Genomic DNA, 24,226 nt, shown 5'->3' on the forward strand with positions numbered 1-24,226 from the left:
GGCTTAGTCTTCCTGTTCCTCGACGATCTCGTCGGCCCCGCTGACATCCAGCGGGCGGGTTGCGGCGATCAGCTTGTCGGTCAGGACGAGCCTTGCGGAATGAATGATGCCCAGCGGGAACGAAACCCGGCCGGACTTCTTGTCGTCGACCGTGACCTGATCGCCCTCGATGCCGACGAGTTCGCCGGTCAGGCCCTTGCGGTTGCCGTCCACCGGCTCCGACAGGTTGACCTTGACCTCGTGGCCGGCCCAGTTGGCATAGTCCTTCGGACGGGTCAGCGGGCGGTCGATGCCCGGCGAGCTGACTTCGAGACGATAGGCTTCCTCGATCAGCACGTCGCCGACTTCTTCAAGCGCGTCCATGCGATCGGAAATCCGGTGCGAGAGCTTCACACAGTCCTCGATCACAAGCTGACCCGTCGCCGGGTTCTCGGCCATGATCTGGAGCGCGATCTCGTCATCACCGACTTCGCTCTTGCCGAAGATTCGCACGCGCACGAGGTCGAATCCGAGGGCCTTGACCTCAGGTTCGATGACTTCGGTGATACGTGCAATGTCGGCCAAGCCCAGTTCTCCGGTGCGTTTCGTGATGCTGCAAGTGACATCCGGTGCCACGCAGTTTCGTGCCGGCCCCTTCCGGCGCCAGCCCGAACCTTGTTTCACCAATGTCGGGATGTGGCGCAGATAAGCGCATCGCGGTTAAAAAGCAAGAGAGGAGTGTTTAGTTTGGTGCGCCTTCGACATCCGTCGAAGGCTTGCGGCACCAGCCCACGCCCCCACCCGACCTCCCATCGGCAGTATACTTGAGTGGGAGGTCGGGTGGGGGCGCCTAAAATGATTTGGGGCTGGTGCCGCGCAAAACGGCCGGATGGCCGTTTTGCCTGGGCGGAAGCCCAAACAAAAAATGCAGGCCGGGCGAGTGTTCGGGTGGGGGGGGGTGCTCGCCCGGCCTGCGTCCGGCGGCGGATGAACCGCCTGCCGGTAAGTTTAGGAGTCACGTCACGCCGCGACTCAGCAGCCCGGCCCGTCGCATGGAGACCGCACTGCGTCCACCAACCACCAGGTGGTCGTGGAGCTCGATTCGCGAGGCTGCGCACAAGGCCGCAAGCCGCCGCGTGGCGATCACGTCCGCCCTGCTGGGCTGCGGATCGCCGGAAGGATGGTTGTGCACGAGCACCAGACCCACGGCCCGCTGCTCCAGCACACGATTCAATACAGACCGGCAGCCCGCCCGGATTGCCGCCTCGCAACCCGTCGTGCAGGCCACCTGACCGATCAGCCGCCCTTCGGCATCGAAGGGCAATTCCAGCATCACCTCACGGCGCAGGCACCCGAGGTGCATCACCAGGGTTTCGAGGACATTCCGCGAGAGGGGCCGTACGCGAGTGCAACCCGGGACCAGTCCTGCCACGAGGGATCGTTGCCATGCTGCCGCTTGCGCCAGACATGCAGGATCGTACCGACCGCAATCGCCGAGAGCGCCAGGAACGTCGGCGTTCCGCGCATGACCGCGTAGACCGTCGGCGGAATGCCGATATCCGCCCACCGCGCGAAATGTGCGCTCAGGCTGAGCAGCTGCAACGAGGTTGCCCATAGCGGCCATATCCTCCGGGCCTGGAGCGCGAGGGCGCCGAATCCGACCGTCCCCACGGTATCGGTCATGAGCGAAGTGGGATCGACACTCCTGAAGCCACTGGGCAGCAGGCTTTCTCCTCCCGCCTGGAGCAGGACCATCGCCAGGATGACCGCGGCGCCCCAGCGCTCCGGTGCGCCGCCCTGCCAGAAGGCAAGGGACATCGTCGCCGCGAGCAGCAGGAAGAAAGCAAGCTGTTCAACGTTTCCCAAAGGCATGTCCCACTTCGATGTTACCGCAGATCAGGCCGCTTTTCAGGCGGCCAGTTCGGCCAGCGCTTCGTGCTCGCCCTGCACTTCCTCCGGGAGGCGCGCGTCTTCCGGGCAGCGGATGGGAATATCCATGGTCTCGGCCAGCTTCGACAAGTCGCTGTGCGCCCGCACCAGTTCCGAACGCGCCTCGATCAGGCTGCGCTGCATTGCCGCAATGCGGGCCATCGGCCGCTGGGTGCTGTGCGCCGCCTCGACGATCGCCACGCGGCCACGGGCGATTTCGACCATGAGTTCGCTGGCCTTGGCAAGAAGCTCATCCATGTCCTTCTCGACCGACTGGATGCTCCGGGTGATCCGCATTCCGACAATATCGGGTGTCATATTCGTCGCCTCCCACGGGAAAAATCCGAGATCGAAGGCACCCGATCGAATGAAGAGCAAGCCCGGCGCCGTTAAAGCAGTTTTCCAAGCGCTTCCGCGATCGCCAGGGTGGCCGCAAGGGTCACCGCCATGATCAACGCCAGCACGAAAACCGCTCCTACGCGCCCAGCCCTTCCGAACTTCGCATCGAATGCCTCCAGGCCCGCCGGCTGCGCGATCCGGGTATCGAACCATTCCGGATGCCCGACCATGGGAGCCATGGGGCGGGCATCGGAGAGAACGAAGACCGGATCGACCGACAAGTCCTGATCGCTCTCTTCCGCCTCATCCGGCCCGGCGTCGACACGGGAAAAGCCATATGTGGATTTGCCACATAGTTCGAGAAGCTGGCCGTAAAGGCGGGCCGTATCCTTGCGGTTTACGGTCCCCCACTTGTCGCGCACGCCGTTGATGCGCTGGTCGACGGTATTCGGTGCGATACCGAGTTCGCGGGCAATTTCCTTGGTGGTGCGATGCATCAGCAGCCGGTCGAGCACCTCGACCTGCTTGAGCGTCAGGTTTTCCAACAGCTCTGTCGCCACGGAAGTGTCGGTTATTTCTCGCACATCGGCCCTCATTCGCGCCTGCCGTGCACTATAACGGCAAATCCCACTAGGAGAAATTATAGAGAGAACGATGCCTGAAATATCCTAAATACAGGCTTAATCCTTATTGTTTACCGCAACTTGACCAGAAGAATCAGGCAGAAGGATTGCTTTCGGACCGTCTTCCGGTTTCCGACAATCGGTGCTTTTTCATACAGTGGCGCAACTGGTCATAGGTCAGCCCGATCGCTCCAGCAGCGCGTCGCTGGTTCCAGCGATGCCTATCGAGCGCCTCGACCAGCAAACCGCGCTCGTAGGCCTCCACGGATTCGCGAAGCCCCTGCCCGGCCGACTGCGGCGCCACCGGCGGCGCGAACACAGGAGCGGGAGATGCCGCAACCGGGGCACCCAGGGCGCGCTCCGGCGCAGCCGAGACCGTTGCCGTCTTCCAGGGACTTTCGAAGGGATCGAAGACGATCTCCGCGATCGCTTCATATTGGTTGGCCCAGCGATAGACCGCCCGCTCCACGACGTTGCGCAGTTCGCGCACGTTGCCCGGCCAGTCATGACCGTCCAGCACCGCCACCGCCTCGGCAGAGAAGCCCGGCCAGCTGTCCCACTCCAGTTCGGTCGCCATGCGCCGTCCGTAATAGTCGGCCAGCTCGAACACGTCCCCCTCCCGCGCCCGCAGCGGGGGCAGATTGATGACCTCGAAACTGAGCCGGTCGAGCAGGTCGGCACGGAAAGTGCCTTCCTCGGCCATGCGCGGCAAGTCGGCATTGGTGGCCGCAACCACGCGGACATCGACCTGGACCGGACGCGAGGCGCCGATCCGAGCAATCTCGCCATATTCGATCGCCCTCAGCAACCGCTCCTGCGCCGCCATCGACAGGGTGCCGAGTTCGTCGAGGAACAGCGTGCCCCGATCCGCTTCCTCGAAACGCCCCGCCCGCGCCCGCACCGCCCCGGTGAAGGCTCCCGCCTCGTGACCGAACAGTTCCGCCTCGATCAGGGTCTCCGGCAAGGCGGCGCAGTTCATGGTGATGAGCGGCTCACCCCAGCGCGGCGAGAGGTGATGAAGCCGCTGGGCGATCAGTTCCTTGCCGGTCCCGCGCTCGCCGATGACCAGCACCGGGCGCCGCACCGCGGCAGCCCGACTGGCGCGCTCCACGGCATCGAGGAAAGCACTGGACTGGCCGATGAACTGAACATCTCTCTCCATTCCCAACTATTAGCGAATTTTCCCATTCATTAGCAATTCATCTTTTCCGCGCCGCGCTGCCAAACCTCTGAAAATCGCGGAAATCCGCACCTTTCAAAAATTGGCACGCCCCTTGCGATGACTTGGGCAAATTCACGAGATCCGACAGAGGAACACCACGATGTCCTTTCAGAACGCCAGCTTCGTAGCCAGCAGCCATCAGGGCAAGCAGCCCGGCTCGACCCGCGAGCGCAGCAAGCTCGACTGGGCGATCATCGCCGCCGTGCTGGCGATGGGCACGCTCAACCTCGTCGCCATGAGCGACCGGATCGCGCCGCCAGCTCATGCCGCGCCCATCTGCGGAGCGCCGCTCCAGTGAGCAGGCTCGACGCAGAAATCGAAATCCTGCAAGGATCGGCGCAGGACGCCTCGGCCTTTCAGGCAGGACGCGCCCGCCCGTTCCATTCCGGCGCGAACGACGGTTCTGCCTTCCATGGCGAGGCGCGCTTCAACCCGGCCCGCAAGTTCAATCCCACCTCGATAAAAGGAAACGCCAGGATGGGTATCTTCTCCCGCACGCGCGACATCATCGCCGCCAACTTCAACGACATGTTGGACAAGGCCGAAGATCCCGGCAAGATGATCCGCCTCATCATCCTGGAGATGGAGGAAACCCTGGTCGAAGTGCGTACCAGCAGCGCGCGCACCATTGCCGACCAGAAGGAACTGCGCCGTCACGTCGGCAAGCTGGACCAGCTCCAACACGACTGGGGCGACAAGGCCCAGCTCGCGCTCAGCAAGGACCGCGAGGACCTCGCCCGCGCCGCCCTGCTCGAAAAGAAGAAGGCCGCCGACATGGCCGAGCAGCTTCGCAGCGAGATCGCCGTGCTCGACGATGCCCTGCGCGCCTACGAGGAGGATATCGAAAAGCTTCAGAACCGCCTGCGCGAGGCCCGCAGCCGCCAGTCGTCGATTGCCGCTCGCTTGCAGAGCGCCGAGAATCGCGTCAAACTGCGCACCCTGCTGTCGAGCGAGCGCGTGGACGAGGCCCTGGTACGCTTCGACCAGCTCGAACGGCGCGTCGATTATGCCGAGGGCCGCGCCGAGGCGATGAGCCTGGGCGACAATCGCCAGCCGACGCTCGCCGAGGAAATCGCCGCGCTCCAGGACGGCGACACGATCGATGCCGAACTTGCCGAGATGAAGCGCGCCATGAGTGCGGGCAAGACGGGTTCGGAATAACAGCGGCGCGCCTGGCATCCCGGCAGGTGCATGCCGCCCGCCAAGGGCCATGACCGGGAATGCGGGTCAATACGATCCGACCAGTCAAAGGGACCCCGACTTCGGTCGGCGCGTCCCCAGGGAAAGGGAAAACCAGTGTCACGCGGACAATTCTATCTCGACAAGTCGAACGCCAAGCTGGCCGGTGTCTGCTCGGGCATCGCGGACTACACCGGGGTCGATGCGCTCTGGGTCCGCATCGCGGCGGTGCTGCTCACCTTCTTCGTCTCCTTTGTAACGATCCCGATCTACATCGCGGTCGCCCTCATGGCGGACAAGCGGCCCATGAGCCTCTACAGCGAAGCCGAGGAAGAGCGCCTGCTGCGCCGCATGGAACGCCGCCGGAATCGCCAGGGCTATGGCCTTATGCGTTCCGCACCCAACCGTTCCGGCCGCCTGCGCAGCGAACTCTCGGACATCGACCGCCGCGTCGCCGAGATGGAAGCGCACTATACCAGCAGCAATTCGCGCCTCGCCGCCGAAATCGACAGCCTGCGCTAAACCGCAGCCACGGGTAACAGGGACACACCCAAGATGGACTCGCACACTCTCGCACTCCTCATTCCGCTGGCTCCCTTCATGATCGCGGGCTTCGCGATCTGGACGCGGCACCAGCGCCGGATGGCCGAACTCCAGGTGACGGCAACCGCCGAAAAGGCCGCACAGTACGCCTCGCACTCCCGCGAACTCGAAGAGCGCGTGCGGGTGCTGGAACGGATCATCACCGACGGCGGCTACAATACCGCGCTCCAGATCGAGGCCCTGCGCGACACCCGCGAAGTGGAAGCCGGGGAGCAGGCGAAGGAAACCCGCCAGTGAGCTTCGGAGACTTCATGGGGCTGACCGCCGTGATGGGTGCGATGATCGCGATCGTCGCCATCCTCGCCGGGGTCTACAAACGCCGCCTCGCCTTCCTCGAACGCAAGCTGGAGATCGCGGCGGGCCAGACGGCCGAGAAGGCGGCGCAATACGCCACGCACAACGCCGGGATCGAGAACCGCCTGCGCGCGCTCGAAACCATCATCACCGACGGCGCCTGGGACACCGCGCGCCAGATCGAATCGCTGCGCACCGCCGACGGCGAGCCGCGCGCGAACTGAGCAGGGGGACCGACCGACATGGCTATCGACTACGCGACTCTGGAAGTGCTTTCGCCGGTACTGGTTACGGCCACGGCACTGGGGATCGGCGGCTGGATCTTCAACAACTGGCTGCGCATGCGCCATGGCTATCCGCTGGAGAATTCCTGGGGCAAGGCGGTCTATCCCAAGGACAACGAGGCGCAGGCCCGCGTCCAGCTGCTGACCCAGGAGAACGCCCAGCTTCGCGCCGAGATCGGTTCGATCAAGGACCGCCTCGCCAGCGTGGAGCGGATCGTCACCGATCAGGGTTATGATGTCGCCCGCCAGATCGAAAGCCTGCGGGACGCCCGCCATGAGGTGACGCAATGAGTTTCTGGACTGCCGTCGTCGTCATTTTCGCGATCGCCTCGATCACCTGGCTGCGCGCGCAGAAGCTGCGCGGCGAGAAGCCGGGCTTCCGGCTGGACGGCCATACCGAACGCGAACACGAACTGGAAAGCGAAGTCGAGAACTTGCGCAAGCGCATCGCCGTGCTCGAACGCATCGCCACCGACGACCGCCGCGAAAAGGACCTCGCACGCGAAATCGACGCCCTGCGGGACTGAGAAAAGTCGCCTTCCCTGAAATACGTCGTCCCGGATCAAGTCCGGGACGACGCTCGTTACGGCACCTTCGCTTCCAGTTCCGCCAGCCACACCGCCGCACTGGCATCGGAAGGCGCGCGCCAGTCTCCGCGCGGGCTGAGCGCGCCGCCAGAGGACACCTTCGGCCCGTTCGGCACCGCAGACCGCTTGAACTGGCTGAAGGCGAAGAAGCGGCGCAGGAACTTCTCCAGCCAGGAACGGATCGTCGCGAGGTCGTACTCGTTCTTGCGGTCCTCCGGGAAGCCAGCGGGCCATGATCCGGCCGCAGCCTCGCGCCACGCATGAAGCGCCAGGAAAGCGACTTTCGAAGGCTTCTGCCCGAAACGCACGATATGGTGCAGGAAGAAGTCGTTGAGTTCGTAAGGCCCGATCTTCGCCTCGGTGCTCTGGATCGCGCCGTCCGCGCCTGCGGGCACGAGTTCAGGCGAAATCTCGGTGCCGAGGATGGCAAGCAGCACCTCCTCGGTCTCGGCGCCGAACTGGTCGGTCGTTGCGCACCAGCGGATCAGGTACTGGATCAGCGTCTTGGGCACGCCCGCGTTGACCGTGTAGTGGCTCATCTGGTCGCCGACGCCGTAAGTACACCAGCCGAGCGCCAGTTCGGACAAGTCGCCGGTGCCGATCACGAAGCCGTCGTGCTGGTTGGCAAGGCGGAACAGGTAATCGGTGCGCAGGCCCGCCTGCACGTTCTCGAAGGTCACGTCATAGACGGGCTCTCCATTCGAGAAGGCGTGACCGATGTTCTGGAGCATCGTCGTCGCCGTGGGGCGGATGTCGATCTCTTCGGCGGTGATGCCGACGGCGTTCATCAGCTTCCAGGCGTTGGACTTGGTGCCGTCGCTGGTGGCGAAACCGGGCATCGTATAGCCGCGAATGAACGTGCGGGGCAGGCCCAGCCGGTCGCAGGCGCGGGCGGCGACGATCAGCGCGTGGGTCGAATCGAGCCCGCCCGAAATGCCGATCACCATCGACTTGGCGCCGGTCGCCTCGATGCGGCGCATCAGACCGTCGACCTGGATGTTGAACGCCTCGTAGCAATCGGCATCGAGCTTGTCGGCGCGCGAGGGCACGAAGGGGAAGCGCGAGACCGGGCGGATCAACCCGATATCGCCGCCCGCCGGGGCATGGCGGAAACGCACGGTGCGGAAAGTCTCGTCGGGATTGCCCGCCACTTCGGCCGCGTCGTTGAAGGTGGGCACGCGCATCCGGTCCATGACGATGCGGTCCACATCGACGTCGGCGATGCAGAGTTCCGCCTCCAGCGAGAAGCGCTCGCTCTCCGCCAAGAGGTCGCCCAGTTCGTAGACGATGCCCTGCCCGTCCCAGGCAAGGTCGGTCGTGCTCTCACCGTGACCCGCCGCCGAGTAGATGTAGGCCGCCGTGGCGCGGGCGGACTGCGAGCGGCAGAGCAAGTGCCGTTCGTCCGACTTGCCGATGACGATGTTGGAGGCGGAGAGGTTGCACAGGATCGTCGCCCCGGCGAGCGCGCCGTGCGAGCTGGGCGGGGTGGCAGCCCAGATATCCTCGCAGATCTCGATGAAGAAGCGGAAGTTCGGCAGCACTTCGGAGGCGAAGACCAGATCGACGCCGAAGGGCACGTCCTGCCCGTTCACGCGGATGGTCTGGCCCTTCAGCGTCTTGCCGCTGGCGAACCAGCGCTTCTCGTAGAACTCGCGGTAATTGGGCAGGTAGGACTTCGGCACCACGCCCAGCAGCCGCCCATGCGCGATGGCAAGCGCACAATTGTAGAGCCGCCCCTTGTGCGGCAGCGCCGCGCCGACCAGCAGCACGGGCGAGAGATCGGCGCTGACGTGGACGATCTCCGCCACGGCCGCTTCCACCGCCTCGATCATCGCCGCCTGCAAGTGCAGATCGTCGATGGCGTAAGAGGAGAGGCACAGTTCGGGGAAGACCAGCAGGTCGACATGGGCGTCATGCGCGCGCCGAGCCTCGGCCAGCACGGCGTCGCGATTGAAGGCGACATCGGCGGTGCGGACCTTGGGCGTGGAGGTGGCGACGCGCACGAAGCCGTGTTCGTGCATGGCGAAAAAGGGATGTGCACTCATGGGCAAATCCCTGACAGGATCGGACGCGAGAGGCAACTTCCCCTTGCCCTCCCCCGCGCCGCCCTTAAATGGCATGGGCATGCGCAGCCTCGACGACATCCGCGAAGAATACGAGTTTTCCGAAGGCGATGAACGCTATCGCCTCTTGATCGGCCTCGGCGCCGAACTCGATCCCATGCCCGACGCGCTGAAGACGGACGCGACCAAAGTGCGCGGCTGCTCGGCCAGCGTCTGGGTCTATCCGATGGCGCGCGAGGACGGCACGCTGCACTTTCTGGCGGACAGCAACGCGGCGATCACCAAGGGCATCGTCTCGCTGGTGATCTCCGCCGTTCAGGACCGGCCCGCCGCCGAAGTGGCCGCAACCGACATAGCCGCCGCGCTGGAGCCCTTCGACCTCAAGAACCAGCTCTCTTCCAACCGCACGCAGGGCGTGCCGAACATGATCGCGCTGATCCGCGAGACGGCGGCGCGCTACGCAGGAAGCGCCGGAGCCGCATGAAGAAGGCCAGCCGCCCTTTCTGGCTGGCGGCGGGGCTGTTCTTCGTCGCGCTGGGCACGATCGGCATTTTCCTGCCGGTCATGCCGACCGTGGTGTTCTATCTTCTGGCAGCATGGTGCTTCGGCAAGAGCCACCCGGAATGGGCCGAGCGACTCTATAACCACCCGCATTACGGCCATAACTTGCGCGAATGGCGCGACCGGCGCGCGATCAGCCGAAAGGGCAAGGTCTCCGCGATTCTGGCGATGACCGCCTCGATTCCGTTTACGTGGTTCACAGCAGGCTGGCCCTGGGTGCTGATCCCGGTGGGCGTGCTGGCGGTGATCGGCCCGTGGATCTGGACACGGGCTGAGTAGCGCGCGCTCAGCGCTCCTCCACCGCCTCGCGCAGCACGGCGATGCCCTGCTCGCGCTGACGGCGCAGTTCCTGCTTGAGCACCGCCGGATCGCGCGCGACCACGAAGCCGAAGCTGACCCCGCCCTCCTTGCCGATCGTCGCATGATGTAGCTTGTGCGCCTGCACCAGCCGCTTGGCATAGCCGCGCTTGGGCACCCATTTGAAATAGCGCTGGTGCACGAGGCCGTCGTGGATCAGCGTATAGATAACGCCGTAAAGCAGCACGCCCAGCCCGATCCAGGTCCCCGGCTCCCAGGCCTGCGCGCCCATGACCAGCGGCGACCCCACGGCAAACATCGAAATGCTGATCGCCGCGCCGACCAGGGCGTAGAGGTCGTTCTTCTCCAGCAGGTTGTCGTGCGGTTCGTGATGGTCGCGGTGCCAGGCCCAGCCGAAGCCGTGCATGATATATTTGTGACTGGACCAGGCCACGAATTCCATCGCGGCAGCGGAAGCAAGCACGATCAGGGCGGCAGAGAGAAACGACATGGGCCGCCTTCTAGACCTTCACGGCCGGAATGTCAGGCGCCGGTACATCAGGGGGAGGAAAGATCGGGAATGCAGATGCAGCCGCGACGACGCGGGGTGGTACACGGCTGCCCTGCATTCCTCTTATCTTTCAGGCGCCCTCTCCCGTCGGGTCGCATTCCTGCTCTACATCGCCGACCTCGCGACACTTAGTTACAAATGCCGACAGGACTGTGACCTCTGAGTCTTCTCCCGTTCATGTTCGTCAGCCTAAATCTGAATGCACGGAACAAGAGCCGAAAAAGAGAAGGAAAAGTCCCATGCGCAAGATCGCCCGTTTCATCGCTCCCGCCCTGGTTGCCGCGCTCGGCTTCTCGGCCGTCGCACCCGGCATCGCCGAAGCCGCCGCGCCCCACCGCGAAGCCGCCCGCATCACCCCGAATCGCGAAGCCCGCATCCGCGCCGACATCGGCGCCCTGCGCGGCCAGATCGACCGCGCTGCCGCCCGCCGCACGATCAGCCAGCGCGAAGCGACCCGCCTGCGCGGCGAAGTCGGCCAGATCCAGCGCCTCCACGCAACTTATGCCCGCGGCGGCCTGACCACCCGCGAGGTGCAGACCCTTCAGGTCCGTATCGACCGCGTTCACGCCGCGCTGAAGGCCGAGCGTAACGACCACAACAACCATCGCCGCTGATAGCTTGTTTGGAAAATGCCCATCCGGGCATTTTCCACACGGCACCGGCCCCATTGGACTCAGGCGCCCCCACCCGACCTCCCACGCGTGTACCCTGATGGGAGGTCGGCCCCCTCAGCGAAAAGGTCCCCCGGACCTTTTCGTGTTCTTCGGGACGGGCGTGGGCCGGGGCCGCCGAAATTCGTCTCCAGCGAATTTCCAAACTGTCGCTAACAGCCTCAGTTGACCGTATAGCGAATAATGTTGCGCGAAAAGGCGCGCCGGTTCCCCTTGAATTGCGGGTCCGGCGCGCCTAATCGCGCTTTCACCATGACCATGAAACCGCGCACCCTCTACCAGAAGATCTGGGACGCCCACGTCGTCGACACGCGCGACGACGGAACCAGCCTCATCTATATCGACCGTCACCTCGTGCATGAAGTGACAAGCCCGCAGGCCTTCGAAAGCCTACGCGTGGCCGGTCGACCGGTGCGCCGTCCCGATCTTACCCTTGCGGTTCCCGACCACAACCTGCCGACCACCGCGCGCAAGGATGCCGCAGGGCACATCCTGCCCATCGCCGATCCCGAAAGCGCCCAGCAGCTGGCCGCACTGAAGCGGAACGCGCCCGAATTCGGCATCCGCTATATCGACGCCACCGATGCCGAACAGGGCATCGTCCACGTCGTCGGCCCCGAGCAGGGCTTCTCGCTGCCCGGCGCCACGATCGTCTGCGGCGACAGCCACACCGCCTGCCACGGCGGCATCGGCGCGCTGGCCTTCGGCATCGGCACCAGCGAGGTCGAGCACGTGCTCGCCACCCAGACCCTGCTGCTCAAGCAGTCGAAGAGCTTCGAGGTCCGCGTCGACGGCAAGCTCGGCGCCGGGATCACCCCGAAGGACGTGGTGCTCCACATCATCGGCGTGATCGGCACCGCCGGCGGCACCGGCTATGTCATCGAGTTCCGCGGCAACGTCTTCGAGGAAATGTCCGTCGAGGGCCGCCTCACCGTCTGCAACATGGCGATCGAAGGCGGTGCCCGCGCCGGTCTGATCGCTCCGGACGAGACCACTTTCGCTTATGTCGAGGGCCGTCCCTATGCGCCGCAGGGCAAGGACTGGACCAAGGCCGTCGCCTGGTGGAAGAGCCTCGCCACCGACGAGGGCGCGACGTTCGACAAGACCGTCGCGATCCGCGCCGAGGATATCCAGCCGACCGTCACCTGGGGCACCAGCCCCGAGGACACTTCGGCGATCGGCGGCGTGGTCCCCGCGCCGGAAGACTTCGCCGACGCCTCCAAGCGTGATGCCGTGAAGGTCAGCCTCGACTACATGGCCCTGACGCCCGGCACCAAGCTGACCGAAGTGGAAGTGCAGAACGTCTTCATCGGCTCGTGCACCAACAGCCGCATCGAGGATATCCGCGCCGCCGCCGAAGTACTCAAGGGCCGCCACAAGGCCGACAACGTCAAGTGGGCGATCGTCGTCCCCGGCTCGGGTCTGGTGAAGGCGCAGGCCGAGGCCGAGGGTCTCGACAAGATCATCATCGAAGCAGGCCTCGAATGGCGCGAACCGGGCTGCTCGGCCTGCCTCGCCATGAACCCCGACAAGGTTCCGGCGGGCGAGCGCTGCGCCTCGACCAGCAACCGCAACTTCACCGGGCGCCAGGGCCCCGGCAGCCGCACCCACCTGATGAGCCCCGCCATGGCCGCCGCCGCCGCGGTGACCGGCAGGCTCACCGATGTCCGCGAACTGGTAGGATAAGCAAGACATGTCGAACGATTCGGAAAACAATCTGGCCGGCAAGGCCGCTCTCGCTGCCGGTGCCGCCATCGGTTCCGCCGCGATCGCCGCCGCCCTGCTCTTCGTGAAGCGCCGCAAGGCCCGCCAGAACGAAAAGCCGCTGCACCCCGAACAGGCCCCCGAGACCGACTGATGAAGGCGATCTCCCACGTTGCCGGACGGGCCATCCCGTTCGGCCGCAAGAACGTCGACACCGACGTCATCATCCCGGCGCACTGGCTCAAGACCATCACCCGTGAAGGTCTGGGCAAGGGCGCGTTCGAGGCGGTGAAGAAGGAAGAGGGCAACGTCTTCGAGGACCCCGAGTTCTCGGGCGCGCCGATCCTGATCGCGGGCGACAACTTCGGCTGCGGCTCCAGCCGCGAACATGCCGCCTGGGCCCTGCTCGACATGGGGATCACCAGCGTGATCGCGCCGAGCTTCTCGGACATCTTCTCGGGCAATGCCTTCAAGAACGGCATTCTCACCGTGGCCCTGCCGCAGGAGGCGATCGACCGGCTGATGGAAGTGGCGCAGACCGATCCGATCGAGATCGATCTGGAGACCCAGACCGTCACCACCCGCTTCCAGGACCGCTACAGCTTCGAGATCGACCCCTTCCGCAAGCACTGCCTGCTTGGCGGTCTCGACGAAGTGGGCCTGACCATGGCGCAGGACGATGCGATCGCGGCCCACGAGGCCAAGGCGCGCGACGTCCTGCCGTTCCTCGCGAAGACGCCCGCGACCAACTGAAATTGCCACCCGCCCCGGACACGATCCGGGGCGGGTGCACAAAACGGCATTGCCCCCGCCCGCTTCGCCCCCTATCGGCAGGGTGAAGTCCTATTCCGAGGGTATCCGATGACGAGTTTCCAGGATCGCGAGCGCGCCGAAGAAGCGAAGTTCGTGCATGACGCCGACACCCAGTTCCGCATCCAGGCGCGCCGCAACCGCCTGCTGGGCGAATGGGCCGCCGCGCGCATGGGGCTCTCCCACGCCGAAACCGAGGCCTATGCCAAGGCCGTCGTCCAGGCCGACTTCGAGGAAGCGGGCGACGAGGACGTGATCCGCAAGCTGCTCGGCGACCTTATCGCCGCCGGTGTCGATGCTTCCGAACCCGAAATCCGCGCCGCACTGGATGCCAAGCAGGTCGAGGCGCGCCGCGCCTTCCTCGGCTGAATTCAAGGAACTGTTCCCATGGCCATGCCAGCCAGCGAAATCGAAGCGATGATCCGCGCTGCCCTCCCCGATGCAGTGGTCGAGATCACCGACCTTGCCGGAGACGGCGACCACTATGCCGCGCGCGTCACCAGCGCCGCCTTCGCGGGCAAGCCCCGCGTCGCCCAGCACAAGATGGTCTACGAAGCGCTGGGCGGCCGCATGGGCGGCGTGCTCCACGCCTTGCAACTCACCACCGCCGTCCCCAACTGATGTCGGCACAGCCTGAAGGTTTAACTGAAATGTCCGACGCCAACGCCCGTATCGACGAAATTGTAAAGAACAACGACATCGTCCTGTTCATGAAGGGCACCCCGCTGTTCCCGCAGTGCGGCTTCTCCAGCCGCGCCGTCGCCATCCTCGAACAGCTCGGCGCGCCTTACGAGAGCGTCGACGTGCTCCAGGACATGGACATCCGCCAGGGCATCAAGGCCTATTCGGATTGGCCGACGATCCCGCAGCTCTACGTGAAGGGCGAATTCGTGGGCGGCAGCGACATCATGATGGAGATGTACGAAGCCGGCGAACTGCACCAGCTCTTCATCGATACCGGCCTCGCCACCCAGGGTTAAGTCCTTGGGGCTGAACGGCCCGATGAAACGAAACGAACAAGGCGCCCGCGGGAAACCTCGGGCGCTTTTTCGTATCTGGCGTGAGGGCTGACAGCTCGGGAGAGACGGGGCCGGGAGACATTCGGCCCCGTCTCGATCGAGACTGCTCTCGGGGTACCTTCTCCTATAAGCACGAGCCGTGCCACTCGCGGAAATCGGCGAATTCCGAAGATGACCCCGCCTCCTTCAAGGGCGGACTGTAAAATCTGCCGACAGATGCCATGGTGCAATTCCGCTTGCCTCCACCGCCTCGCCGCGCAATCTCGCCGCCATGATCCTCTATCCTCCGAGCAACGAGCCGATGCCGACGGACGGCCCCAAGGTAATACCGGCAGCGACACTCGTGATCTTCCGCAATGCGGCGGACGGCGGACCTCCGGAACTGCTGATGGTCCAGCGCGCCCGCGAGATGCGCTTTGCCGGCGGCGCCGCGGTTTTCCCCGGCGGACGGGTCGATCCCGCCGACCGCGACCTTGCCGCAGCGCTCCTGCCGGACGAGCCGATCGAACTGGCCGCCGCCCGCATTGCCGCCATTCGCGAGACGCTGGAGGAGACCGGCCTGATGGTCGCGACCCGCCATCCGGTCAGCGCCGCCGAAGCCGCCGAGGGCCGTCTGCTACTGCTCGAACGCGGTGCGCTGGCGCCGGTGCTGGAGCGGTTCGGCTGGACTCTCATGCCCGAACGCCTCGCCCTCTATGCCCATTGGTGTCCGCCCTGGGACAGGGGGTTCGACACCCGCTTCTTCGTGACCGATCTCGGCACCGGCGCCGTCGACATAACGGTGGATGCCACCGAAAACACCCGCCTGTTCTGGGCATCTGCCGCCGAGGCACTGGATATGGCCGCGCGCGGGGAAATCGCGGTGATCTTCCCCACGCACCGCAATCTCGAACGCCTCGCCCGCTTCGCCAGCCATGCAGAGGCCCTGGCCGATATCACCCGCCACCCGGTTGAGCGCATCCACGCCTCTCTCGAAACGGTGGACGGCGAGGAGTGGCTGACGATCCCGGACGGACACGGCTATCCGGTGCTCGGGCAACCCAGAACGAGCGCCGACCGCGGCTGAATTATCCGACCGCGCGCCACTCGGGCGTGAAGGTGGTGTGGAGCCGCACCAGATGATCCACTACCGGCCCATAGAGCGGCCGGTCGAACTCGATACCGGCGCAATCCGCGCTGACCCAGCGGACGATGCCGGTCAGCCCTTCGAGCGTCTGCGGGCGAATCACCACGCGCATGCCGACGCCAAGCAGCAGGCCGCTGGTCCGCACACAGCAGCCTTCGGCGGTGATGTCGGAAATCTCGCCCTGATCGCGCAGCCCGTTGGCGGTTCGGCATTGCGCTGCCAGCGAAACCGGATGCCGTCTGGATCGGCGCGGAAGGAAGGGGCGGTTCATGCGCCGATCATGAGGCAAACCGGTTGATCAACCTTTAACCGTGTCGCCATTCTCAGGCCGTCGCCTGCTCGCCGAGCTTTTCCTCATGGTCCCGGCCCTGCGCCGCCAGCCTGCGGGCCAGCACCGCACAGACCATGAGCTGAATCTGGTGGAAGAACATCAGCGGCAGAATGATCGCGCCGACTTGTGCCGCCGGGAACAGCACGCCTGCCAGCGGCACCCCGGTCGCCAGGCTCTTCTTCGAACCGCAGAACAAGATCACGATGCGGTCCTCATGGCTGAAACCGAGCATCCGGCCCATGACATTGCCGATCACCATGATCGCCGCCAGCACCGCCAGCGAAAGCGCCGCGATCAGGCCCAGTTCGCCCAGCGTCACCTTCTGCCACAGACCTTCGAGCACGGCTGCCCCGAAAGCGGTATAGACCACCAGCAGGATCGAACCGCGATCGGTATAGCCCAGCACTTTCTTGTGCCGATGGACGAAGCCGCCGATCCACGGCCGCAACAGGTGTCCGGCCACGAAAGGCAGCAGAAGCTGCACCGATATCGAGATGATCGGGTCGGTCGAGAAGCCCTGCGTCTTGCCGGTGATGAACAGAGCCGTTAGCACCGGGGTGATGAAGATTCCGGCGAGGTTGGAGAACGACGCGCTGCATACCGCCGCCGCCACATTCCCTCCTGCAATCGCGGTGAAGGCGATCGAGGACTGGACCGTGGAAGGCAGCAGGGTCAGGAACAGCACCCCGGTCGCCAGCGAAGGTTCGAGTCCCGGAATAGCCCGCACGCCGAGACCCAGGATCGGGAAGATCACGAAAGTCAGGCAGGCGACCGTCAGATGCAGCTTCCAGGCCCGCGCCCCGTCGAGGATCGCCTCGCGAGAAAGCTTGGCGCCGTGGAGGAAGAACAGCAGCGCGATGGCCGCGTCGGCAACCCCGCCCGCGATTCCCGCCCATATTCCCCGCGCGGGCAAGACCGAGGCAAGCCCCACGGTCGCGAGCAGCAGGAGCAGATAAGGGTCGATGTTGAGGCGGGCGAGCAGACGGTTCATGCGCCTTGTCTAGGACCTCGCAGCCCGGAGCAAAAGCCCCCGGATCGGGCCGCCGACGCACAAAATCTTGAACTCTGGCGCGCACTTCCGCGAAGTCGGCCCGGTGTTTAGGGAATTGGCGCGCCCGACAGGGTTCGAACCTGTGACCCCAAGCTTAGAAGGCTCGTGCTCTATCCAGCTGAGCTACGGGCGCGCGTCGCGCTCCCCATAGCGCGGTTCGTCGCCCACGCAAACCGTGCATCCGATCGATCCCCAATGAACTTGAACGGCCGTCAACTTGTGCTTTCCCGAAAGTTCCCGGCAGGTTACCCATGGCCGCGATGAGCGAAGCACCTCTTTCCCGTATCGACGGCATGGCCGGCGCCCGGCGCCATTTCCGCTATTTCGACTATATGCTGGTCGCCTTCGTGGTCATCCTGCTGCTTTCCAACCTGATCGGCGCGGCCAAGCAGGCGGAAGTCTCGTTCCCCTTCGTCGGGTCGGTGACGTTCGGCGCAGGCGTGCTGTTCTTCCCGGTCTCCTACATCATCGGCGACGTGCTGACCGAGGTCTACGGCTATGCCAATGCACGCCGCTGCATCTGGGTGGGCTTCTTCGCGCTGCTGTTCATGGTGCTGATGAGCGTGGTCGTCGTGGCTATTCCCGCAAACCCGGAATGGGCGCTCGCCTCGGCGACCTACACCGTCGCCGGTCAGCAGGTGACGGCGCCGAACCAGGCGGCCTATTATGCGATCTTCGGCCAGACCCCGCGCATCGTCTTCGCCTCGGTCTGCGCGTTCTGGGCGGGCGAGTTCGTCAATTCCTTCGTGCTGGCGCGGATGAAGGTCTGGACCCAGGGTAGGCACTTGTGGACACGCACCATCGGCTCCACGGTGTTCGGCGAAGGCGTGGACAGCGCGCTGTTCTACCCGCTCGCCTTCCTTGGCGTCGCCGGGTTCACTCCGCATTCGATCGCGCTGCTGGCGCTGACCCAGTGGCTGATCAAGACCGGCTGGGAAGTCGTGCTGACCCCGGTGACTTACGTGGTCGTCGGCTGGCTCAAGAAGCGCGAGGGCGTGGACGTGTTCGACAGCAACGTCGACTTCTCGCCCTTCGCGAAAGCGCGCAAGGCAATCGCAACCCCGGAATAAAGCGCGCGCGCGAGCTTGGCAGGACCGGCCCGCCCCGGTAGGCCCCCGCAAACCATGCTCGACCGCATCCTCCTGTCCCGTTTCCGCAACCACCGCGAGACCGCGGTGGAAGGCACGGCGCAGTTCAACCTGCTGGTGGGCGAGAACGGCGCGGGCAAGACCAATGTGCTGGAAGCGATCTCGCTGCTCTCGCCGGGGCGAGGCCTGCGCCGCGCGGGTCTTGCCGACATGCCGGGGCAGGATTTCGACGGCGGCTTCGCGGTCAGCGCCGCGCTTATGGTAGCGGACGAGGAACCCGTGCAACTGGGCACCGGTGTCCTCGCCGAACGCCCCGGACGGCGCCTCGTCCAGATCAACGGGGCCGAGGCTCCCGCGGTGCGGCTGGCCGAATGGATGTCGATCGGCTGGCTGACCCCGGCGATGGACCGCCTCTTCGTGGAGGGTGCAGGCGCGCGGCGGCGCTTCCTCGACCGGCTGGTGCTGGCCGTCCGCCCCGACCACGCGGGCAACGCCACCCGCCTCGAAAGCGCCCTGCGCGAACGCAATCGCCTGCTGTCCGACGACCTGCCACCCGACCCGCGCTGGCTCGACGCAATCGAGATGCAGCTTGCCGAGGCCGGTTCGCTGGTCGCTGCGGCGCGAGCGGAACTGGTCGAGCGGCTCGAGCAAACCCTGGCGGCGCTACCGGAATCGCCTTTCGCGCGGCCCTCGCTCGCCTATCAGCCGGGCGGGCCTATCGAGGCCGAAGCGCTCGCCCAAGCCTTGCGCAGCGGCCGCCCCCGAGAACGCGCAGCGCAGCGTACCCTGACCGGGCCGCACCGCGACGAAATTCTGGTGACGATGGCAGGCAAGGGCCAGCCAGCCGCCGAATGCTCGACCGGCGAGCAGAAGGCGATGCTGATTGCGATCACCCTCGCCCATTCGCAGCTGCTGGAAGGCGGGTCAGAGCAGCGCCCGCGCCTGTTGCTGCTCGACGAAGTGGCCGCCCACCTCGATCCCTTGCGCCGCGAGGCTCTGTTCGACCGCCTGCGCGCAGGCTCGGCGCAAGTCTGGCTGACCGGCACTGAACTCGCCCCGTTCGACGCGATCGCGGATGAGGCGGCAGTGTGGGAAGTCAGCGCAGGCGCGGTGCGGCGGTTGGGTTAAACCTCCGCCCGCGCGACCTCCCAACCAATGCAAACACACCCTCCCCGTCATCCCCGCGAAGGCGGGGATCCCGCTTCTCTTGCGCCTCAGCGAGAGGTCGGAAGAAGAAAGCGGGGCCCCCGCCTTCGCGAGGGCGACGACGTGCCGTTTTGCCGATGAAAGATATGCAGGTTGATGTAGCGCCTTAAGACCGAGATTCACCCTGCTTCGGCAAAGCCTCGACCACATCGTCCACCGTGGCAGTCACGATCTCATCGATGCCGAGCGCAGTCGGATGGACATGATCCTTCTGCATCAGGTCCGGCTTGTCGATCACCGGCTGGAGGAAGAACGGCACCAAGGTCGCGCCATATTCCTGCGCGAGCTGCGGATAGATCGGGTTGAACTTCGCCGCATAGTCCTTGCCGAGGTTCGGCGCGGCCATCATGCCCAGCAGGACGACGCGGATATTGTCGCCCTTCAGCCGCTTGAGGATCGCCTCCAGATTGCGGCGCGTCTCGGCGGGAGGCAGCGAACGCAGCATGTCATTGCCGCCAAGGCTGATGATGGCGAGTTCCGGCTTGGGAGACTGGCTCGAAAGCGTGAAGTCCAGCCGCTCCAGACCCGCCGCCGTCGTATCCCCGGAGACCCCGGCATTGGCGATCTTCGCGTTCACACCCCGCGCGCGCAAGGCTTGTTCGAGCCGGTCCGGATAGCTTTCGCCGTCGTCCAGCCCATAGCCCGCCAGCAGCGAATCCCCGAAGGCGAGAATCCGCCGCTCCGGCCCCATGACCGGAATCGCGGGCGGTGCATCGACGGCACTCTGCGTCTGCTCGGGCGCCGGAGAAGCGGCTTGATCGCAGGCACCAAGCAGCAACGGCAGCAGCATCGCAGGGGCCAGCAGGACTTTCGCGTGGGCGCGCAAGGCTTTCTCCTTGAACTACGGGACTTTGACCACCCATATGGGGCAAGTGAGCGATCCTTCCCAGCCCCCCGCCCCGTCAATTCTTGCGCAGGACCTGCGCCTCACCCTCGGCAGCGGCGAAAGCGCGGTCGAAATCCTCAAGGGGATCGACCTCATGGTGCCGCAGGGGCAGACGCTGGCGCTGCTCGGCCCGTCCGGCTCGGGCAAGTCCTCGCTGATGTCGGTGCTTTCCGGGCTGGAGCGCGCGAGTTCCGGCGCGCTCAGCGTCGCCGGACAGGACTTCGCGGCGATGGACGAGGATGCCCTGGCCCGCGCGCGGCGGGGCCGGATCGGCGTCGTGCTCCAGGCCTTCCACCTGCTGCCGACGATGACCGCGCTTGAAAACGTGGCGACCCCGCTGGAACTTGCCGGACTCGAAAATGCCCGCGAGCGCGCCGAGGCGGAACTCGTCGCCGTCGGTCTCGGCCACCGGCTCTCGCACTATCCGGCCCAGCTTTCCGGCGGCGAGCAGCAGCGCGTGGCGATTGCCCGCGCCCTCGCCCCGCGCCCCTCGCTGGTCTTCGCCGACGAGCCGACCGGCAACCTCGACGCCGCCACCGGCGCCGCGATCGTCGACCTGCTCTTCGCCCGCCGCGCCGAGGCGGGCGCCACCCTGCTCATCATCACCCACGACGAAAGCCTCGCCCATCACTGCGAGCGCGTCGTGACTCTCGGCGACGGGCGGATCGCGAGCGACCGACTTGCCTGACCCCCGCGACACGTCCGCGCTTCCCTGGGCCACCGCGTGGAAACTCGCCCGGCGCGATCTTTCCGCGCGGTTCCGGGGCCTGCGCCTGCTGCTGGTCTGCCTGTTCCTCGGCGTCGGCGCGCTGGCGGCGATCGGCACGCTGACCGGCTCGATCGAGCGCGAACTGACGACGCGCGGCCGCGAAGTGCTGGGCGGCGACATCGAACTCAGGACCTGGCAGCGCAGCCTCTCGCAGGAGGAACTGAGCGCCCTCGCCCGCTACGGCAAAGTCTCGCCGGGGCTGCGCCTGCAAGCCATCGCGCGCAAGGGCGACCTCACCGCCCCGGTGGCGCTGAAGGCGGTGGATGCGAACTGGCCGCTCTACGGAAAGCTCGAACTCAAGGATGGCCGCAAGGTCGGCGCGCCGCCCGCAGGCACGGTCTGGCTCTCCGAGGGCACCGCCGCCCGCCTCGGCGTGAAGCCCGGCGACACGGTCGCGCTCGGCGGCGTGGAGCAGCGGGTCGGCGGGCTGATCGCCAGCGATCCGGAGAAGCTCTCCGAAGGCTTCGCGCTCGGCGATGCGGCGATTTCCACGCTGGACCTGCCCGAACGCGCCGGTCTCACCCAGCCCGGCGCGATGTACCGCAGTGCCACCCGCGTGAAGTTCGCTCAGGCCCAGCGCGATCCGGATGCCGTGGTGAAGGCCCTCGACAAGCGCTTCGGCGACGATGCCTTCGAGACCCGCACCCGCAAGTCCGCCTCACCTTCCACCGAGCGCTTCGTAAGCCGCATGGGCCAGTTCCTGTCGCTCGTTGGCCTCGCGGCGCTGGTCATTGCCGGGATCGGCATTGGCGGCGGGGTCTCGTCCTACCTCGAAGCGCGGCGCACCTCGATCGCCACGCTCAAGGTGCTCGGCGCCACGAGCCGCGACATTTCCCGCATCTACCTGCTGCAAGTGGGCGCGGCGGCGCTCGTCGGCAGCCTCGCCGGACTCTTGGCGGGGGTGCTGGTGACACCGTTGCTGGCGAGCGCACTCGGCGCGTTGCTGCCGGTCGATACCGGCTTCACCGTCTCGCCGGGGGCGCTGCTGACGGCGGCGGGCTATGGCCTGCTGGTCGCGCTGATCTTCGCCGCCCCGCCGCTCGCCAAGGCGCGGAGTTTCCCGGCGATGGCGCTGATGCGCGCGCAGGTCTCTCCCTTGGCGGCAAATCGCCGGGCCTGGCTGCTGCCCGTCGCGCTGGGCCTTGCCGCCGTAGTGGCGCTGGCCCTGCTGAATGCCGCGCAGCCGCTGGTGACGCTGGGCTTTCTCGGCGGCGCCGCGCTGATGCTCGCGCTGCTGGCGCTGATCGGGACCGGCATCCGCGGCCTCGCCGCCAGACTGCCCCGCCCACGCGATCCGATGCTGCGCGCCGGTCTCGCCAACCTCCACCGCCCCGGCGCCCAGACCGGCGCGCTGGTGACGGCGCTGGGTTTCGGCCTCTCCGCCTTCGTGCTGATCGCCGCGGTCCAGACCAGCCTCGACGCCAATATCCGCAGGACCGTGCCCGCCCGCGCGCCGGACTTCTTCGTGCTCGACGTGCCCAAGGACAAGGCCGGGGAGTTCCGCGATGTCGTCGCGCGGGAAGCACCGGGTTCGAGCCTGCGCATGGTCCCCAACATGCGCGGCCGCATCCTCGCCTATGGCCCGAAGGACCGCATGACCCGCGTGTCGGACCTCCAGGAAATTCCCGAGGACGCCTGGGCGCTCAAGGGCGAGCGCGGGCTGACCTACTCGGTCGGCGTGCCGGAGGGCAGCACCGTGACCTCCGGCCAGTGGTGGGGCGAATTCCATCGCGGCGAGCCGCTGGTCTCGGTGGACGAGAAATTCGCGCAGACCGTCGGCCTCAAGGTGGGCGACTATATAACCATCGGCCTGCTCGGCGTGGAGCGCACCGCGCGGGTCGCGGCGCTACGGCGGATCGACTGGGACACGCTCGGCTTCAACTTCGTGCTGGTGTTCTCGCCCAATGCCCTGGCCGATGCTCCGCACAATCTCGCCGCAACGATTGAGGTTCCACGTGGAAAATCCACGGCAGGGCTGCTGCCGCGCCTCGCCCGCGCCTTCCCGTCGAGTTCGGTGATCGAGACCGGCACCCTGCTGCGCGATGCCCGCGACCTACTGGACCAGATGACCCTGGCCATTCTCGCCGCCGCCTCGGTCGCAGTGCTGGCAGGCCTTGCGGTGCTGCTGGGCGCCATCGCGGCGGCGCGGGCCAGCCGCACTTACGATAACGTGATCCTGCGCGTGCTGGGCGCCAGCCGGGGCCAGCTCCTGCTGCTGCAAATCGCGGAATACGGGCTGATCGCGGCGGTTCTCGCCGTCGTCGCGCTCGGTGCGGGTAGCGCCATGGCTTGGGCCGTGATCGTCAAGCTCTTCGCGTTCGAATGGATGCCGGACTGGCCCCGCATTCTCGCGGTGCTCGGCGCCGGGATCGTGCTGATCCTGACATTCGCCCTCGCCGGTTCGCTGCCGCTGCTGCGGGCAAAACCGGCGAGGGCGCTTAGAGAGCTGTAATCAGGCGAAGACGTCGGCACCGGCGGGGTCGAGCGGGTCCGGACCGAAACGGTTGGGGCCGGGTGTGCCAGGCAGGCAGGTGATCACGAACGAGGCGATCGTCGCGATCCAGCCGACGAAGGGAATCACGCCGAGCACGATGAAGCCGAGATACCACCAGCCGCTCATGTCGCGGTCGTGATAGCGGCGCACGGCAACGGCGATGCTCGGGATGAAGACGGCAAGGGTATAGATACCGGCGAGACCGATGAGCACGAAGAAACCGGAGCCGAAAAGGGCCGAAGGATCGCCACCCTGCTCAATCTGCTGAAACGCACCGAGGGAAAAGCCCAGCACCATCGATACGGCGAGGATCGCGGCGTAGACGATGAAATTGAGCAGCGCGAAGCCCCAATATTCGATCCGAAGCGAGCGGCCGTTGAAGTCCGCGTAACGCTTGAACGGCATCACCATATAGTCGAGCATATCTTTCCCCTCGTGTTCAAGGCCTTGGGTTATAGGGACAGAAGGCTGAGGAGCAAGCGTGCGCGATGGTGAAGACACGGGTAAGGACACCTCGGGCGGAGCAAGGTGCGGCTACAG

The 24,226-nt window shown here is 65.9% G+C and carries 33 protein-coding genes and 1 tRNA gene; 21 read left to right on the forward strand and 13 right to left on the reverse strand.

Features of this window, described 5'->3' with window-relative positions; genetic code table 11:
* Nucleotides 1-3: 3 nt before the first annotated feature.
* The 6 genes from rimP to pspF form a co-directional block, all read right to left on the reverse strand.
* Nucleotides 4-564, reverse strand: a complete 561-nt coding sequence (gene rimP, locus ACZ1II_RS20860) for a ribosome maturation protein RimP (RefSeq protein ID WP_465145486.1) — start codon at nucleotides 562-564, stop codon at nucleotides 4-6.
* 430 nt (nucleotides 565-994) lie between these two features.
* Nucleotides 995-1,342 carry a JAB domain-containing protein gene (locus ACZ1II_RS20865; RefSeq protein ID WP_465147352.1) on the reverse strand — a complete coding sequence of 116 codons (348 nt, stop codon included), beginning with the start codon at nucleotides 1,340-1,342 and terminating at the stop codon, nucleotides 995-997.
* A complete protein-coding gene (locus ACZ1II_RS20870; RefSeq protein WP_465145487.1) occupies nucleotides 1,342-1,845 on the reverse strand; it encodes a hypothetical protein in 504 nt (167 codons plus the stop codon). Before ACZ1II_RS20870 ends, ACZ1II_RS20865 begins: the two co-directional genes overlap by 1 nt.
* Before the next feature lie 42 nt (nucleotides 1,846-1,887).
* The gene (locus ACZ1II_RS20875; RefSeq protein WP_465145488.1) at nucleotides 1,888-2,205 is read right to left on the reverse strand and encodes a hypothetical protein; all 318 of its coding nucleotides are present in this window, start codon (nucleotides 2,203-2,205) and stop codon (nucleotides 1,888-1,890) included.
* Between the two features lie 92 nt (nucleotides 2,206-2,297).
* A complete protein-coding gene (locus ACZ1II_RS20880) occupies nucleotides 2,298-2,807 on the reverse strand; it encodes a helix-turn-helix transcriptional regulator (protein WP_465145489.1) in 510 nt (169 codons plus the stop codon).
* A 157-nt stretch (nucleotides 2,808-2,964) separates the two neighbouring features.
* Nucleotides 2,965-4,032 (reverse strand): phage shock protein operon transcriptional activator, encoded by a 1,068-nt coding sequence (gene pspF / locus ACZ1II_RS20885; protein WP_465145490.1) that lies wholly within the window; start codon nucleotides 4,030-4,032, stop codon nucleotides 2,965-2,967.
* Nucleotides 4,033-4,192: 160 nt separating this feature from the next.
* Here pspF and ACZ1II_RS20890 point away from each other — a divergent pair, with 160 nt between their 5' ends.
* The 7 genes from ACZ1II_RS20890 to ACZ1II_RS20920 all read left to right on the forward strand — a co-directional run bounded on the left by ACZ1II_RS20890 (nucleotide 4,193) and on the right by ACZ1II_RS20920 (nucleotide 6,979).
* On the forward strand, nucleotides 4,193-4,390 hold the full coding sequence (locus ACZ1II_RS20890; RefSeq protein ID WP_465145491.1) for a hypothetical protein: 198 nt from the start codon (nucleotides 4,193-4,195) through the stop codon (nucleotides 4,388-4,390).
* Entirely contained in the window at nucleotides 4,387-5,253 is an 867-nt protein-coding gene (gene pspA / locus ACZ1II_RS20895) for a phage shock protein PspA (RefSeq protein WP_465145492.1), read from the forward strand. Before ACZ1II_RS20890 ends, pspA begins: the two co-directional genes overlap by 4 nt.
* Before the next feature lie 135 nt (nucleotides 5,254-5,388).
* On the forward strand, nucleotides 5,389-5,793 hold the full coding sequence (locus ACZ1II_RS20900) for a PspC domain-containing protein (RefSeq protein WP_465145493.1): 405 nt from the start codon (nucleotides 5,389-5,391) through the stop codon (nucleotides 5,791-5,793).
* A 33-nt stretch (nucleotides 5,794-5,826) separates the two neighbouring features.
* Complete coding sequence (locus tag ACZ1II_RS20905; RefSeq protein WP_147219482.1) at nucleotides 5,827-6,111, forward strand: hypothetical protein; 285 nt, start codon at nucleotides 5,827-5,829, stop codon at nucleotides 6,109-6,111.
* Complete coding sequence (locus ACZ1II_RS20910; protein WP_465145494.1) at nucleotides 6,108-6,392, forward strand: hypothetical protein; 285 nt, start codon at nucleotides 6,108-6,110, stop codon at nucleotides 6,390-6,392. The genes ACZ1II_RS20905 and ACZ1II_RS20910 overlap by 4 nt, the downstream gene beginning before the upstream one ends.
* Before the next feature lie 18 nt (nucleotides 6,393-6,410).
* Entirely contained in the window at nucleotides 6,411-6,743 is a 333-nt protein-coding gene (locus ACZ1II_RS20915) for a hypothetical protein (RefSeq protein WP_465145495.1), read from the forward strand.
* Nucleotides 6,740-6,979 carry a hypothetical protein gene (locus ACZ1II_RS20920; RefSeq protein ID WP_465145496.1) on the forward strand — a complete coding sequence of 80 codons (240 nt, stop codon included), beginning with the start codon at nucleotides 6,740-6,742 and terminating at the stop codon, nucleotides 6,977-6,979. The genes ACZ1II_RS20915 and ACZ1II_RS20920 overlap by 4 nt, the downstream gene beginning before the upstream one ends.
* Nucleotides 6,980-7,035: 56 nt before the next feature.
* Here the strand turns inward: ACZ1II_RS20920 and ACZ1II_RS20925 are convergent, their stop codons facing one another.
* On the reverse strand, nucleotides 7,036-9,084 hold the full coding sequence (locus ACZ1II_RS20925; RefSeq protein WP_465145497.1) for an NAD(+) synthase: 2,049 nt from the start codon (nucleotides 9,082-9,084) through the stop codon (nucleotides 7,036-7,038).
* 79 nt (nucleotides 9,085-9,163) lie between these two features.
* On the opposite strand from ACZ1II_RS20925, the gene ACZ1II_RS20930 reads away from it, so the two are divergent.
* Together ACZ1II_RS20930 and ACZ1II_RS20935 are read left to right on the forward strand one after the other, a co-directional pair.
* Complete coding sequence (locus tag ACZ1II_RS20930; protein ID WP_465147353.1) at nucleotides 9,164-9,586, forward strand: SufE family protein; 423 nt, start codon at nucleotides 9,164-9,166, stop codon at nucleotides 9,584-9,586.
* A complete protein-coding gene (locus tag ACZ1II_RS20935; protein ID WP_465145498.1) occupies nucleotides 9,583-9,942 on the forward strand; it encodes a YbaN family protein in 360 nt (119 codons plus the stop codon). Before ACZ1II_RS20930 ends, ACZ1II_RS20935 begins: the two co-directional genes overlap by 4 nt.
* Before the next feature lie 7 nt (nucleotides 9,943-9,949).
* Here ACZ1II_RS20935 and ACZ1II_RS20940 read toward each other — a convergent pair whose 3' ends face one another.
* Entirely contained in the window at nucleotides 9,950-10,471 is a 522-nt protein-coding gene (locus tag ACZ1II_RS20940) for a sterol desaturase family protein (RefSeq protein ID WP_465145499.1), read from the reverse strand.
* A 299-nt stretch (nucleotides 10,472-10,770) separates the two neighbouring features.
* Between ACZ1II_RS20940 and ACZ1II_RS20945 the strand changes: the two genes are divergently transcribed.
* The 8 genes from ACZ1II_RS20945 (at nucleotide 10,771) to ACZ1II_RS20980 (ending at nucleotide 15,801) form a co-directional block, all read left to right on the forward strand.
* On the forward strand, nucleotides 10,771-11,145 hold the full coding sequence (locus tag ACZ1II_RS20945) for a hypothetical protein (RefSeq protein WP_465145500.1): 375 nt from the start codon (nucleotides 10,771-10,773) through the stop codon (nucleotides 11,143-11,145).
* 309 nt (nucleotides 11,146-11,454) lie between these two features.
* Nucleotides 11,455-12,888, forward strand: coding sequence for a 3-isopropylmalate dehydratase large subunit (gene leuC, locus ACZ1II_RS20950; protein ID WP_465145501.1), 1,434 nt, complete (start codon nucleotides 11,455-11,457; stop codon nucleotides 12,886-12,888).
* A 7-nt stretch (nucleotides 12,889-12,895) separates the two neighbouring features.
* Nucleotides 12,896-13,060 carry a hypothetical protein gene (locus ACZ1II_RS20955; protein WP_021232333.1) on the forward strand — a complete coding sequence of 55 codons (165 nt, stop codon included), beginning with the start codon at nucleotides 12,896-12,898 and terminating at the stop codon, nucleotides 13,058-13,060.
* Nucleotides 13,060-13,659, forward strand: coding sequence for a 3-isopropylmalate dehydratase small subunit (gene leuD, locus ACZ1II_RS20960; protein WP_465145502.1), 600 nt, complete (start codon nucleotides 13,060-13,062; stop codon nucleotides 13,657-13,659). Before ACZ1II_RS20955 ends, leuD begins: the two co-directional genes overlap by 1 nt.
* Before the next feature lie 108 nt (nucleotides 13,660-13,767).
* The gene (locus tag ACZ1II_RS20965; RefSeq protein WP_465145503.1) at nucleotides 13,768-14,085 is read left to right on the forward strand and encodes a DUF1476 domain-containing protein; all 318 of its coding nucleotides are present in this window, start codon (nucleotides 13,768-13,770) and stop codon (nucleotides 14,083-14,085) included.
* Nucleotides 14,086-14,103: 18 nt separating this feature from the next.
* Nucleotides 14,104-14,337, forward strand: a complete 234-nt coding sequence (locus ACZ1II_RS20970) for a BolA/IbaG family iron-sulfur metabolism protein (RefSeq protein ID WP_465145504.1) — start codon at nucleotides 14,104-14,106, stop codon at nucleotides 14,335-14,337.
* A gap of 29 nt (nucleotides 14,338-14,366) precedes the next feature.
* Nucleotides 14,367-14,696, forward strand: a complete 330-nt coding sequence (grxD, locus tag ACZ1II_RS20975) for a Grx4 family monothiol glutaredoxin (protein ID WP_465145505.1) — start codon at nucleotides 14,367-14,369, stop codon at nucleotides 14,694-14,696.
* 310 nt (nucleotides 14,697-15,006) lie between these two features.
* Entirely contained in the window at nucleotides 15,007-15,801 is a 795-nt protein-coding gene (locus tag ACZ1II_RS20980; protein ID WP_465145506.1) for an NUDIX hydrolase, read from the forward strand.
* Nucleotide 15,802: 1 nt separating this feature from the next.
* Here the strand turns inward: ACZ1II_RS20980 and ACZ1II_RS20985 are convergent, their stop codons facing one another.
* The 3 genes from ACZ1II_RS20985 to ACZ1II_RS20995 all read right to left on the reverse strand — a co-directional run bounded on the left by ACZ1II_RS20985 (nucleotide 15,803) and on the right by ACZ1II_RS20995 (nucleotide 17,376).
* The gene (locus tag ACZ1II_RS20985) at nucleotides 15,803-16,132 is read right to left on the reverse strand and encodes a PilZ domain-containing protein (RefSeq protein ID WP_465145507.1); all 330 of its coding nucleotides are present in this window, start codon (nucleotides 16,130-16,132) and stop codon (nucleotides 15,803-15,805) included.
* A gap of 52 nt (nucleotides 16,133-16,184) precedes the next feature.
* Nucleotides 16,185-17,183, reverse strand: coding sequence for a bile acid:sodium symporter family protein (locus tag ACZ1II_RS20990; protein WP_465145508.1), 999 nt, complete (start codon nucleotides 17,181-17,183; stop codon nucleotides 16,185-16,187).
* A gap of 116 nt (nucleotides 17,184-17,299) precedes the next feature.
* Nucleotides 17,300-17,376: transfer RNA gene (locus tag ACZ1II_RS20995), tRNA-Arg, on the reverse strand.
* A 118-nt stretch (nucleotides 17,377-17,494) separates the two neighbouring features.
* Here ACZ1II_RS20995 and ACZ1II_RS21000 point away from each other — a divergent pair.
* Both ACZ1II_RS21000 and recF read left to right on the forward strand, forming a co-directional pair.
* Nucleotides 17,495-18,313 (forward strand): queuosine precursor transporter, encoded by an 819-nt coding sequence (locus tag ACZ1II_RS21000; protein WP_465145509.1) that lies wholly within the window; start codon nucleotides 17,495-17,497, stop codon nucleotides 18,311-18,313.
* A gap of 54 nt (nucleotides 18,314-18,367) precedes the next feature.
* Nucleotides 18,368-19,459, forward strand: a complete 1,092-nt coding sequence (recF, locus tag ACZ1II_RS21005) for a DNA replication/repair protein RecF (protein WP_465145510.1) — start codon at nucleotides 18,368-18,370, stop codon at nucleotides 19,457-19,459.
* Nucleotides 19,460-19,643: 184 nt separating this feature from the next.
* On the opposite strand, the gene ACZ1II_RS21010 is transcribed toward recF, so the two are convergent.
* Complete coding sequence (locus ACZ1II_RS21010) at nucleotides 19,644-20,363, reverse strand: arylesterase (protein ID WP_465145511.1); 720 nt, start codon at nucleotides 20,361-20,363, stop codon at nucleotides 19,644-19,646.
* A 37-nt stretch (nucleotides 20,364-20,400) separates the two neighbouring features.
* Between ACZ1II_RS21010 and ACZ1II_RS21015 the strand changes: the two genes are divergently transcribed.
* Together ACZ1II_RS21015 and ACZ1II_RS21020 are read left to right on the forward strand one after the other, a co-directional pair.
* Entirely contained in the window at nucleotides 20,401-21,111 is a 711-nt protein-coding gene (locus ACZ1II_RS21015) for an ABC transporter ATP-binding protein (protein ID WP_465147354.1), read from the forward strand.
* Nucleotides 21,104-23,644 (forward strand): ABC transporter permease, encoded by a 2,541-nt coding sequence (locus ACZ1II_RS21020; RefSeq protein ID WP_465145512.1) that lies wholly within the window; start codon nucleotides 21,104-21,106, stop codon nucleotides 23,642-23,644. The genes ACZ1II_RS21015 and ACZ1II_RS21020 overlap by 8 nt, the downstream gene beginning before the upstream one ends.
* Here ACZ1II_RS21020 and ACZ1II_RS21025 read toward each other — a convergent pair whose 3' ends face one another.
* Complete coding sequence (locus ACZ1II_RS21025) at nucleotides 23,645-24,109, reverse strand: DUF805 domain-containing protein (RefSeq protein WP_465145513.1); 465 nt, start codon at nucleotides 24,107-24,109, stop codon at nucleotides 23,645-23,647.
* Nucleotides 24,110-24,226: the final 117 nt, after the last annotated feature.

The sequence above is a fragment of the Novosphingobium sp. BL-S-20 genome (assembly GCF_055521635.1).

Excerpts from the sequence above, each read along its gene's own strand:
- ACZ1II_RS20935 (WP_465145498.1), top strand. The coding sequence starts at position 9,583 with ATGAAGAAGGCCAGCCGCCCTTTCTGGCTGGCGGCGGGGCTGTTCTTC.
- recF (WP_465145510.1), top strand. The coding sequence starts at position 18,368 with ATGCTCGACCGCATCCTCCTGTCCCGTTTCCGCAACCACCGCGAGACC.
- grxD (WP_465145505.1), top strand. The coding sequence starts at position 14,367 with ATGTCCGACGCCAACGCCCGTATCGACGAAATTGTAAAGAACAACGAC.
- ACZ1II_RS20915 (WP_465145495.1), top strand. The coding sequence starts at position 6,411 with ATGGCTATCGACTACGCGACTCTGGAAGTGCTTTCGCCGGTACTGGTT.
- pspF (WP_465145490.1), bottom strand. The coding sequence starts at position 4,032 with ATGGAGAGAGATGTTCAGTTCATCGGCCAGTCCAGTGCTTTCCTCGAT.
- ACZ1II_RS20940 (WP_465145499.1), bottom strand. The coding sequence starts at position 10,471 with ATGTCGTTTCTCTCTGCCGCCCTGATCGTGCTTGCTTCCGCTGCCGCG.
- ACZ1II_RS20925 (WP_465145497.1), bottom strand. The coding sequence starts at position 9,084 with ATGAGTGCACATCCCTTTTTCGCCATGCACGAACACGGCTTCGTGCGC.
- ACZ1II_RS20945 (WP_465145500.1), top strand. The coding sequence starts at position 10,771 with ATGCGCAAGATCGCCCGTTTCATCGCTCCCGCCCTGGTTGCCGCGCTC.
- ACZ1II_RS20905 (WP_147219482.1), top strand. The coding sequence starts at position 5,827 with ATGGACTCGCACACTCTCGCACTCCTCATTCCGCTGGCTCCCTTCATG.
- ACZ1II_RS20865 (WP_465147352.1), bottom strand. The coding sequence starts at position 1,342 with ATGCACCTCGGGTGCCTGCGCCGTGAGGTGATGCTGGAATTGCCCTTC.
- ACZ1II_RS20970 (WP_465145504.1), top strand. The coding sequence starts at position 14,104 with ATGGCCATGCCAGCCAGCGAAATCGAAGCGATGATCCGCGCTGCCCTC.
- ACZ1II_RS21015 (WP_465147354.1), top strand. The coding sequence starts at position 20,401 with ATGGGGCAAGTGAGCGATCCTTCCCAGCCCCCCGCCCCGTCAATTCTT.
- ACZ1II_RS20965 (WP_465145503.1), top strand. The coding sequence starts at position 13,768 with ATGACGAGTTTCCAGGATCGCGAGCGCGCCGAAGAAGCGAAGTTCGTG.
- leuD (WP_465145502.1), top strand. The coding sequence starts at position 13,060 with ATGAAGGCGATCTCCCACGTTGCCGGACGGGCCATCCCGTTCGGCCGC.
- ACZ1II_RS20930 (WP_465147353.1), top strand. The coding sequence starts at position 9,164 with ATGCGCAGCCTCGACGACATCCGCGAAGAATACGAGTTTTCCGAAGGC.
- ACZ1II_RS20875 (WP_465145488.1), bottom strand. The coding sequence starts at position 2,205 with ATGCGGATCACCCGGAGCATCCAGTCGGTCGAGAAGGACATGGATGAG.
- leuC (WP_465145501.1), top strand. The coding sequence starts at position 11,455 with ATGACCATGAAACCGCGCACCCTCTACCAGAAGATCTGGGACGCCCAC.
- ACZ1II_RS20980 (WP_465145506.1), top strand. The coding sequence starts at position 15,007 with ATGATCCTCTATCCTCCGAGCAACGAGCCGATGCCGACGGACGGCCCC.
- ACZ1II_RS20985 (WP_465145507.1), bottom strand. The coding sequence starts at position 16,132 with ATGAACCGCCCCTTCCTTCCGCGCCGATCCAGACGGCATCCGGTTTCG.
- ACZ1II_RS20920 (WP_465145496.1), top strand. The coding sequence starts at position 6,740 with ATGAGTTTCTGGACTGCCGTCGTCGTCATTTTCGCGATCGCCTCGATC.
- ACZ1II_RS21000 (WP_465145509.1), top strand. The coding sequence starts at position 17,495 with ATGGCCGCGATGAGCGAAGCACCTCTTTCCCGTATCGACGGCATGGCC.
- ACZ1II_RS20955 (WP_021232333.1), top strand. The coding sequence starts at position 12,896 with ATGTCGAACGATTCGGAAAACAATCTGGCCGGCAAGGCCGCTCTCGCT.
- ACZ1II_RS20890 (WP_465145491.1), top strand. The coding sequence starts at position 4,193 with ATGTCCTTTCAGAACGCCAGCTTCGTAGCCAGCAGCCATCAGGGCAAG.
- ACZ1II_RS20990 (WP_465145508.1), bottom strand. The coding sequence starts at position 17,183 with ATGAACCGTCTGCTCGCCCGCCTCAACATCGACCCTTATCTGCTCCTG.
- ACZ1II_RS21025 (WP_465145513.1), bottom strand. The coding sequence starts at position 24,109 with ATGCTCGACTATATGGTGATGCCGTTCAAGCGTTACGCGGACTTCAAC.